The following is a 9,648-nucleotide window of genomic DNA, read 5'->3' as shown; positions in this document are numbered from 1 at the left end:
AACCAGGCGCCGGCGGTGGCTCCGCGGGTGCTGGTGGGTGAGGTGTTGCGGCCCATGACCGGGCAGGGTTGGGCGTACTCGACGATCCTGGGCGGTGAGGTGGCCGGGTCGCTGGGTGCGACCGATCCCGAGGGTGCGCCGTTGTCGTATGCGCTCAGCCGGGCTGCGCAGTTCGGCACGGTGCGTGTTGATGCCGACGGCTCGTGGGTCTACACCCCCACCGATGCCGGTGCCCAGCAGCCGGATGAGTTCGCGGTGACCGTCGCCGACGGCGGCTGGAACATCCTCGATCCGTTCGCGGCGCCCACCGAGGTCACCATCGCGGTGCAATCGGGGCTGCTGTCCTCCTCCGGCAAGCGCGGGCTGATCGCCTCGGACTGGCTGACCGTGGTCAAGGAAACCAACGACTACAAGTTGGGTTTCTCCAACGGCGACGAGCCGATCCTAGTGACCACTACCCTCACCACGACCCTCGGATACGCGGGAAGCTCCAGAACGACCTTGGTGGACGACACACCCAACGAGATCGCCTCCGGTGTCGACGCCGGCGACAAAATCAAAATCGACGACCCGACCGGCGACAACTGGATCGAATACTGGGCAGAGAAAGACAGCGACGATTCCCTCGTCAAGGGTTTCATGCCGCTGAATCCGGTGGACCTCAACATCGCGGCACTGCGTGGCCAGCCCCTGCCGATCCCCGTCATTGCGGTCGTCACGATGGCCATCGAGGGCGACTTCAGCTCTTCTGCGGTGACGGCAGACATGGGCGGTCTGATCTATGACAAGCTGGAAAGCATCGGCCAGTTGTATGAATCCACCAAGTTATATCCGGGCACTTCGGTAGCCAGCGTCTCGGTCACCGATCCTGGGGAGGGCTACACCTCAACGCCGACGGTGAAGTTCAGCGGTGGACGGCCCCCCAATGTACAAGGCTTCGACGCCGAAGGCCAAGCGTTGATGCGCTCGAACGGCCAGGTGAAAGAAGTTCAGATAACCAATCCGGGCAGCCTCTACTTCAGTGCGCCCACCGTGAAGTTTGTGGGCGGATGCGCCGACCCACCCGGATGCTTAGAGCCGAAGCGGCCAGCGAAGGGACAGGCAGTCCTGGTCGACAATCCGACCAGCCAAGCCTCGAAGGCACTCGCAGACGCGCTCGCGCAGAGCCGCGGGATCCTCACAAAATTCGGTTTTGAGGAGATCATCGAAACGGTTGTGGGTCGAATTGCGGCCTGGATTGCCAGCGGTGGTGATCCCGATGAGCCGGTCGGGCTGGGCGCGACAGTCCTCATCCCGGTAGACAAAGAAGCTGTGGATCTGATCCGGGCGAACGGCGGCCCGGAGAAGATCTGCTACCAGGGCAACTGTCTTGGTCCCGACTTCCTCGGCCGCGTTCCTCCAGTCGGGCTCCGAGACGGCCCATGGGACGTCGATATCGCGATCAACTTCGGGTTGCTGGTCCCGCCGGAATCGAACGGTGGCAAGGCGCAGGCGTGGGAAACCACCTACGCAGGTGAATATGTGGAGAACGACTGGGCCGAATGGAAAGTCGAGACCCAGGCCTGGCCGCGCATCACCTGGTGACCGTCGGGGTCAGACCCGGCGCGGCGCGGCCAATCGCTCGCGGCGCAGTTGCTCGACCTCGGGCAGTTCCAGGGGGGCCAGCGGGCCGAGCACCCGGGTGAGCAGCAGGTCGGCCAGTTCGGGGTTGCGGGCCAGGCACGGCCCGTGCAGGTAGGTGGCGACCACGCTGCCCTGCACCGCACCGTCGACGCCGTCACCGAGGCGGTTTCCCGCTCCGGTGACCACCGCGGCCAGCGGGCGCGCATCGGGGCCGAGAACCGTTCCGCCCCGGTGGTTCTCGAAACCGGTCAGCGGTTCGGACAGGCCCTCGATCAGCGGGGTCGAGACGATCTCGCCGATGGTGCGCTCCGGCTGCGGCGAGGTCGTCACGTCCAGCAGCCCCACGCCCTCCACGCGCTCCCCGGCCGCGGTCTCATACCAGTGCCCGAGCACCTGGATCGCCGCGCAGATCGCCAGCACCGGCGCCCCGCGCTCGGCGGCGCGCTGCAGACCGCGGTGGCGCAGCAGGTGCCTGGTGGCCAGCCGCTGGGCGTAGTCCTCCGCACCGCCGAGTGTGTAGAGGTCCAGGGAGTCGGGAACGGGATCGGCCAGGGTGATGTCGACGATCTCGGCGGGGATCCCGCGCAGCCGCAGCCGCTGGCGCAGCACCACCGCGTTGCCGCCGTCGCCGTAGGTGCCCATCACGTCGGGCAGCACCAGCCCGATCCGCACCGGCTCAGCCACGGGTGCGCTCCAGGGCGCGCTGCAGCTGCAGGAAGGCGGTGTAGTTGGCGACCACCTCGACGTGGCCCGGCGGGCAGGATTCGATCGCCGCGACGGTGTGGTGGACCAGCGTGTGCTCCACGCCCGCATAGCCCAGCCGCACCGCCAGATCGGTGCCGCGCTCCCCGGCGGCCACCACCGGAACCGCGCCGAAGTGCTCGAAGCGCACGTCCCACAGCCAGGACAGGTCTTCCCCGTCGGGCACCTGCCCGTTGACCGAGATCACCACGCCCGCAGCGGTTTTGTCGACCATCGACAGCGCTTCCTGCCAGCCGGCCGGATTCTTGGCCAGCAGCAGCCGGGCGCTGTGATCACCGATGCGCACCGTGCGGTAGCGGCCGGCGACCTCGTCGACCGCGGCGACGGCGGCTACCGCGGCGGCGGGCTCGGCGCCCATCGCCACCGCCGCGGCGACGGCCTGGGCGGCGTTGCCGCGGTTGACCGCACCGGGCAGCGCCAGCGTCATCGGCAGGACCAGACCGCCGGGACCGTAGAGCGTTTCATCGTCGAACCACCAGTGCGGCGCGGGCCGGCGGAAGTCCGCACCGGAGGAATGCCAGTCGGCCCCGTCGGTCTTCTCGCGCACGATCACCTCGCCGCTGCGCGGACAGCTCACCGAGTCCCCCGACCAGCCCCCGCCGGCGGCCACCCACACCACGTTCGGGCAGTCGTAGGCCGCCGAGGTCATCAGCACGTCGTCGCAGTTGGCCACGATCACCGCGCGCGGATGCCGGGCCAGCCCGGCCCGCAGCGTGCGCTCGATGTGGTTGATCTCGCCGACCCGGTCGAGTTGGTCGCGCGAGAGGTTGAGCAGCACCACGACGTCGGGGTCGACGGCGTCGGCGACGTGCGGCACGTGCATCTCGTCGACCTCGAGCGCGGCCCGCGGGGCGTCGCGGTCGGCGGCCAGCGCGGCGACCAGGCCGGCGTCCATGTTCGCGCCCTCGGCGTTGGTCGCGACCGTGCCGCGCGTGCGCAGCGCGGCGGCCAGCATCCGGGTGGTGGTGGACTTGCCGTTGGTTCCGGTGACCAGCGCGGTGCGACGGCCCCGGCCGAGCTGGCGCAGGATGGAGCGGTCCAGGGTCATCGCGACCAGCCCGCCGATCATCGCCCCCGCGCCGCGGCCGGTGACGCGGGAGGCCCAGCGTGCGGCCGCGCCGACGCCGAGGGCGGCACGACCGCGCAAAGTCATCGGCATCGTCAGATGAGTTTATGCCGAGCGGGTATCAGTCGGCCCGACACGGATCCGATCTACCGGGGGCTGTCGGGTGGGCGTGCCATCCTGACGGCTATGAGCCGACCGTGGGGCCGCCCCGCCACCGATCCGGGCGAGGGCTGGGTGGTGGTGGACGTCGAGACCTCGGGTTTCCGTCCCGGGCAGGCGCGCATCCTCAGTGTGGCGGTGCTGGCCCTGGACGCCGACGGTGCGGTGGAGCAGTCGGTGGTCAGTCTGGTCAATCCGGGTGTGGACCCCGGCCCGACCCACGTCCACGGCCTGACCGCGGAGATGCTCGAGGATCAGCCGACCTTCGCCGAGATCGCCCGCGACGTCGCCGAGGTGATGCACGGGCGCACCCTGGTGGCGCACAACGTCGCCTTCGACTACTCGTTCCTGGTCGCCGAGGCCGAACTGGCCCAGACGGCGCTGCCCGTCGAGAACGTCATGTGCACGGTGGAACTCGCCCGCCGCCTCGACCTCGGGCTGGACAATCTGCGGCTGCAGACGCTGGCACGGCACTGGAACATCGAGCAGACCCGCGCGCACGACGCGTTCGACGACGCGCTGGTGCTCTCCCGCGTGCTGACACCGGCGTTGCAGCGGGCCCGCGAGCGCGACGTGTGGCTGCCGGTCCGCCCGGTGACCCGGCGGCGCTGGCCCAACGGGAAGATCACCCACGACGAGCTGCGCCCGTTGAAGATGCTGGCCGCGCGGATGCCCTGCCCGTATCTCAACCCGGGCCGCTATGTGCTCGGCGAGCCCCTGGTGCAGGGCATGCGGGTGGCGCTCTCGGCGGAGGTCACCCGCACCCACGAGGAACTGGTCGAGCGGATTCTGCACGCCGGGCTGGCCTACGCCGACGCGGTGGACACCGAGACGTCGCTGGTGATCTGCAACGAGCCGCAGCCGGTCAACGGCAAGGGGTATCAGGCTCAGGAGCTCGGGGTGCCCACGGTCGCCGACGACGCGTTCCTGCGCGCGGTCGGCACGGTCGCCGGCGGCACCGGCATCGACCGCTTCGAGGAGCCCGCCGACCGCGGTCGGCAGTTCGCGCTGTTCTGAAGCCGCGCCGCGCTCAGCTGCGCCGCGCACCCCGATTGACCGCTGACACCACCGCGCGCAGCGACGCGGTGGTGATCGACGTCGCGATGCCCACACCCCAGACGGTCTGCCCGCCGACGGAGGCCTCGACGTAGGCCGCCGCGGTCGCTTCCTCGCCGGAGGACAGGGCGTGTTCGGAGTAGTCGAGCACGCTGACGTCGATGCCGACGCTCCCGAGTGCGTCGACGAAGGCGGCCAGCGGGCCGTTGCCCTCCCCGCGGATCTCGGTCTCGACGCCGTCGATCTTCACCGTCGCCTCGATCCGGTCGATCCCGCCGTCGACCTCCGAGCCGATCACCCGCTGGCGGATGCGTTCCAGCGGCCGCACCGGGGTGAGGTACTCGTCGGCGAAGGCGTCCCACATCTCCTTGGAGGACACCTCGCCGCCCTCGCCGCCGGAGCCTTCGGCGATCTTCTGGATGACCCGGCTGAACTCGATCTGCAGCCGGCGCGGCAGCACCAGGCCGTGGTCGGCTTTCATGATGTAGGCCACCCCGCCCTTGCCGGACTGCGAGTTGACCCGGATGACGGCCTCATAGGAGCGCCCGACGTCGCGGGGGTCGATCGGCAGGTAGGGCACCTGCCAGAGGATGTCGTCGACGTCGGCGTCGGAGTCGTCGGCGGCGACCTTCATCGCGTCCAGGCCCTTGTTGATCGCGTCCTGGTGGCTTCCGGAGAACGCGGTGTAGACCAGGTCCCCGCCGTAGGGATGCCGTTCGGGCACCGGCAGCTGGTTGCAGTGCTCCACGGTGCGCCGGATCTCGTCGATGTTGGAGAAGTCGATCTGCGGATCCACGCCGCGGGAGAACAGGTTCAGGCCCAGGGTCACCAGGCAGACGTTGCCGGTGCGTTCACCGTTTCCGAACAGGCAGCCCTCGATCCGATCGGCACCGGCCTGATAACCCAATTCGGCTGCGGCGACGGCCGTCCCGCGGTCGTTGTGCGGGTGCAGGCTCAAGATGATCGACTCGCGCGGCGTCAGTCTGCGGCTCATCCACTCGATGGAGTCGGCGTAGACGTTCGGGGTGGTCATCTCCACCGTGGCGGGCAGGTTGACGATCAGCGGCCAGTCGGGCCGCGGCTGGATCACCTCCGAGACCGCGTTGCACACGTCGACGGCGTAGGCCAGTTCGGTTCCGGTGTAGGACTCCGGGGAGTACTCGAACCGCCAGCGCGTGCCGGGCCGCTTGGCCGCCTCCTGCAGACACGTGCGGGCCCCGTCGGTGGCGATCTTCCTGATCTCGTCGCGGTCGGCGCGGAACACCACGCGCCGCTGCAGGATCGAGGTGGAGTTGTAGAAGTGCACGATGACGTTCGCCGCGCCCTCGCAGGCCTGGAAGGTCCGCTCGATGAGCTCCGGGCGGCACTGGGTGAGCACCTGGATCGTGACGTCCTCGGGGATGGCGCCCTGCTCGATGATCTCGCGCACGAAGTCGAAGTCGGTCTGGCTGGCCGACGGGAAGCCGACCTCGATCTCCTTGTAGCCCATCCGCACCAGCAGGTCGAACATCCGGCGCTTGCGGGCGGGACTCATCGGGTCGATCAGCGCCTGGTTGCCGTCGCGCAGATCCACCGCACACCACAGCGGGGCGTGCTCGATGACCCGGTCCGGCCAGGTGCGGTCCGGCAGGGCGATCTGTTCGACCTCCCGGCTGAACGGCCGGTAGCGGTGTACCGGCATCGCCGTGGTGCGCTGGGTGTTCCAGGGGGGTTGGCCGTCGCGCGGCGGCCCGGCCGGTTGTCGGACGGTGCGCGCGGACACGAACGCGTCCGGGGAGGATTCAGCTGAGGGTGTGGTCACGAGGGTGCTCCGGTGATCAGGGGTGGACATCCGACCGGCGCGCCGCGAACTCCCGCGACGGGAAGCCGGTCTGGATCAGACCCCGCCGCGGCGTCCGAGGAGGAGCACACGCTGCACAGGTGTCACTGTACGCCGTCGCAGCTACCAGGCCTAGCCGGGCTGCCGCCAGGCCCGGCCCCAGGTCCCGGCGAAGGCGACCTCGTCGAGCGGCAGCCGGGTGCGCGGTCGGGCGTCGCGCTCGGCGAACCGCGGGTCGACGGTGCCCGGGTCGGCGAGGCTGCCCACCGCGACCATCGCGAGCGGACGCACCCCGGCGGGGATGGCGAAGGCCGCCCGGGCGCCCTCGGCGTCGAAGCCGGCCATCGGGTGGGTGACCAGGCCGCGGGCGACGGCCTCCACGGCCAGGTTGGCCGTCGCCGCCCCGGCGTCGAAAACGCAGTACAGCGCGGCCGCCTCGTCCTCGCCCTCGTCGGCGCACACCAGGATCAGCGCACCGGCCGCCGCGGCGTAGGCGTTGCCCCGGGCGAGCAGGCCGGCCAGTGTCTCGAACGTGGCGTCGCCGCGCTGACCGACGACGAACCGCACGGGTTGCCGACCGCCCCAGGTGGCGGCCCAGCGCGCGGCCTCCAGCAGGGCGGTCAGGTCCTCGGTGGCCAGGACGGCGTCGGCGTCGAAAGCGCGCGGACTCCACCGATCGGCGATCGGCGGGTGAAGGGGGACCGTGGTCTGGGCGCGTCGATCGGCGGGGTGGTCGGCCATCGCTGTGAGGTTACCGCTCACCAGGCCCGCCGCTCGCCGCCCTATCCTTAGGGGCGGCCTCCTGGGCCGAGGATCCGGTAGCGGGGAAAGGGCGGACTGTGGCGCTCGTCGTGCAGAAGTACGGCGGTTCCTCGGTGGGCGACGCCGAACGGATCCGCCGGGTCGCCGAGCGCATCGTGGAGACCAGAAAGCAGGGCAACGACGTCGTGGTCGTCGTCTCGGCGATGGGGGACACCACCGACGATCTGCTCGACCTGGCCCGCCGGGTCTGCCCGTCCCCGCCGCCGCGGGAGTTGGACATGCTGCTGACCGCGGGCGAGCGGATCTCCAACGCGCTGGTGGCGATGGCGATCGCCGACCTGGGCGCCAAGGCCCGCTCGTTCAGCGGTTCGCAGGCCGGCGTGATCACCACCGGCACGCACGGCAACGCCAAGATCATCGACGTCACTCCGGGTCGGTTGCGCTCGGCGCTCGACGAGGGTCAGATCGTGCTCGTCGCCGGCTTCCAAGGCGTCAGCCAGGACAGCAAGGACGTCACCACGCTGGGCCGGGGCGGCTCGGACACCACCGCCGTCGCGCTGGCCGCCGCGCTGCACGCCGACGTCTGCGAGATCTACACCGACGTCGACGGTGTCTTCACCGCCGATCCGCGCATCGTTCCCAACGCGCGACGGCTGGACACCGTCAGCTTCGAGGAGATGCTCGAGATGGCGGCCTGCGGGGCGAAGGTACTGATGCTGCGCTGTGTGGAGTACGCGCGGCGCTATCACGTGCCGATCCACGTCCGCTCGTCCTACTCCGACAAACCAGGAACGATTGTCACCGGATCGATTGAGGACATTGCCATGGAAGACGCCATTCTGACCGGAGTCGCCCACGACCGCAGCGAAGCGAAGGTCACCGTCGTCGGCGTGCCCGACGTACCGGGCTACGCCGCCAAGGTTTTTCGCGCGGTCGCCGACGCCGACGTCAACATCGACATGGTGTTGCAGAACATCTCCAAGGTGGAGGACGGCAAGACCGACATCACCTTCACCTGCTCGCGTGAGGTGGGACCGACCGCGGTGGAGAAGCTGACATCGCTCAAGGACGAGATCGGCTTCATCGCGGTGCTCTACGACGACCACATCGGCAAGGTCTCGCTGATCGGCGCCGGGATGCGCAGCCATCCCGGGGTGACCGCGACCTTCTGCGAGGCGCTGGCGAAGGTGGGCATCAACATCGACCTCATCTCCACCTCCGAGATCCGGATCTCGGTGCTGATCAGGGACTCCGAACTGGACAAGGCCGTCTCTGCGCTGCACGAGGCGTTCGGCCTCGGCGGTGAGGAGCAAGCGGTGGTCTACGCGGGGACGGGGCGTTGAGGTCATGGTCACCCTCGGTGTCGTAGGCGCGACCGGTCAGGTCGGACAGGTGATGCGAAACCTGTTGGCGGAAAGGGACTTTCCCGCCGCCCGTGTGCGGTTCTTCGCCTCGTCGCGCTCCGCGGGAAAAAGACTCGGGTTCCGCGGCCAGGACATCGAGGTCGAGGACACCGAGGCCGCTGACCCCACCGGGTTGGACATCGCGCTTTTCTCCGCCGGTGCGGCGATGTCCCGCGTCCAGGCGCCGCGCTTCGCCGCGGCGGGGGTCACCGTCATCGACAACTCCTCGGCCTGGCGCAAGGATCCGGACGTCCCGCTGGTGGTCAGCGAGGTCAACTTCGACCGCGACGTGCGTGGCAGGACGCTGCCCAAGGGCATCATCGCCAACCCGAACTGCACCACCATGGCCGCCATGCCGGTGCTCAAGCCGTTGCACGACGAGGCCGGGCTGGTGCGGATGGTCGCCTCGACCTATCAGGCCGTCTCGGGCAGCGGTCTGGCCGGCGTGGAGGAATTGGCGTCCCAGGTCCGCGCGGTGATCTCCGATGTCGAGCGCCTCGTGCACGATGGTGCGGCGCTGGACTTCCCGCCCCCGAAGAAGTACGTCGCGCCCATCGCGTTCAACGTGGTGCCGCTGGCCGGGGCCCTGGTGGAGGACGGCTCCGGGGAAACCGACGAGGACCAGAAGCTGCGCAACGAAAGCCGCAAGATCCTCGGCATCCCGGATCTGGCGGTCAGCGGCACCTGCGTGCGGGTGCCGGTGTTCACCGGCCACTCGCTGTCGATCAACGCCGAGTTCGCCCGACCGCTGTCGGTCCAGCGCGCCCGCGAGTTACTCGCCGGTGCCCCCGGCGTCACGCTGGTCGACGTCCCCACCCCGCTGGCCGCCGCCGGTGTGGACGCGTCCCTGGTGGGCCGGATTCGCCAGGATCCCGGGGTGCCCGGCGGTCGCGGGCTGGCGTTCTTCGTCTGCGGGGACAACCTGCGCAAAGGCGCGGCGCTGAACACCATCCAGATCGCCGAACGTCTCGCTGCTGCGCGCTGAGTGGTGGTATTTT

The 9,648-nt window shown here is 69.7% G+C and carries 8 protein-coding genes; 4 read left to right on the top strand and 4 right to left on the bottom strand.

The window, feature by feature from the left end:
- Window positions 1-1,584 (top strand): Ig-like domain-containing protein (locus tag ACKOB8_RS00830; protein ID WP_526374658.1); only part of this gene is annotated, 1,584 nt, incomplete at its 5' end.
- A gap of 9 nt (window positions 1,585-1,593) precedes the next feature.
- Here ACKOB8_RS00830 and ACKOB8_RS00825 read toward each other — a convergent pair.
- Window positions 1,594-2,295 carry a type 1 glutamine amidotransferase gene (locus tag ACKOB8_RS00825; RefSeq protein ID WP_526374662.1) on the bottom strand — a complete coding sequence of 234 codons (702 nt, stop codon included), beginning with the start codon at window positions 2,293-2,295 and terminating at the stop codon, window positions 1,594-1,596.
- 4 nt (window positions 2,296-2,299) lie between these two features.
- The gene (locus tag ACKOB8_RS00820) at window positions 2,300-3,538 is read right to left on the bottom strand and encodes a MurT ligase domain-containing protein (RefSeq protein ID WP_526374660.1); all 1,239 of its coding nucleotides are present in this window, start codon (window positions 3,536-3,538) and stop codon (window positions 2,300-2,302) included.
- A 99-nt stretch (window positions 3,539-3,637) separates the two neighbouring features.
- On the opposite strand from ACKOB8_RS00820, the gene ACKOB8_RS00815 reads away from it, so the two are divergent.
- Entirely contained in the window at window positions 3,638-4,627 is a 990-nt protein-coding gene (locus tag ACKOB8_RS00815) for a DEDDh family exonuclease (protein WP_526374656.1), read from the top strand.
- 13 nt (window positions 4,628-4,640) lie between these two features.
- Here the strand turns inward: ACKOB8_RS00815 and leuA are convergent, their stop codons facing one another.
- Window positions 4,641-6,497, bottom strand: coding sequence for a 2-isopropylmalate synthase (gene leuA, locus ACKOB8_RS00810; RefSeq protein WP_526374654.1), 1,857 nt, complete (start codon window positions 6,495-6,497; stop codon window positions 4,641-4,643).
- Between the two features lie 120 nt (window positions 6,498-6,617).
- Complete coding sequence (locus ACKOB8_RS00805; protein ID WP_526374652.1) at window positions 6,618-7,226, bottom strand: nitroreductase family protein; 609 nt, start codon at window positions 7,224-7,226, stop codon at window positions 6,618-6,620.
- Between the two features lie 98 nt (window positions 7,227-7,324).
- Between ACKOB8_RS00805 and ACKOB8_RS00800 the strand changes: the two genes are divergently transcribed.
- Both ACKOB8_RS00800 and ACKOB8_RS00795 read left to right on the top strand, forming a co-directional pair.
- Complete coding sequence (locus ACKOB8_RS00800; protein ID WP_526374650.1) at window positions 7,325-8,590, top strand: aspartate kinase; 1,266 nt, start codon at window positions 7,325-7,327, stop codon at window positions 8,588-8,590.
- Window positions 8,591-8,594: 4 nt separating this feature from the next.
- Window positions 8,595-9,635: an aspartate-semialdehyde dehydrogenase gene (locus tag ACKOB8_RS00795; protein ID WP_526374648.1), complete on the top strand. Its 1,041-nt coding sequence runs from the start codon at window positions 8,595-8,597 to the stop codon at window positions 9,633-9,635.
- Window positions 9,636-9,648 lie beyond the last annotated feature (13 nt).

It is taken from the genome of Mycobacterium sp. (genome assembly GCF_046091765.1).
Taxonomy (GTDB): domain Bacteria; phylum Actinomycetota; class Actinomycetes; order Mycobacteriales; family Mycobacteriaceae; genus Mycobacterium.
This window is presented reverse-complemented; position numbering and strand designations above follow the sequence as displayed.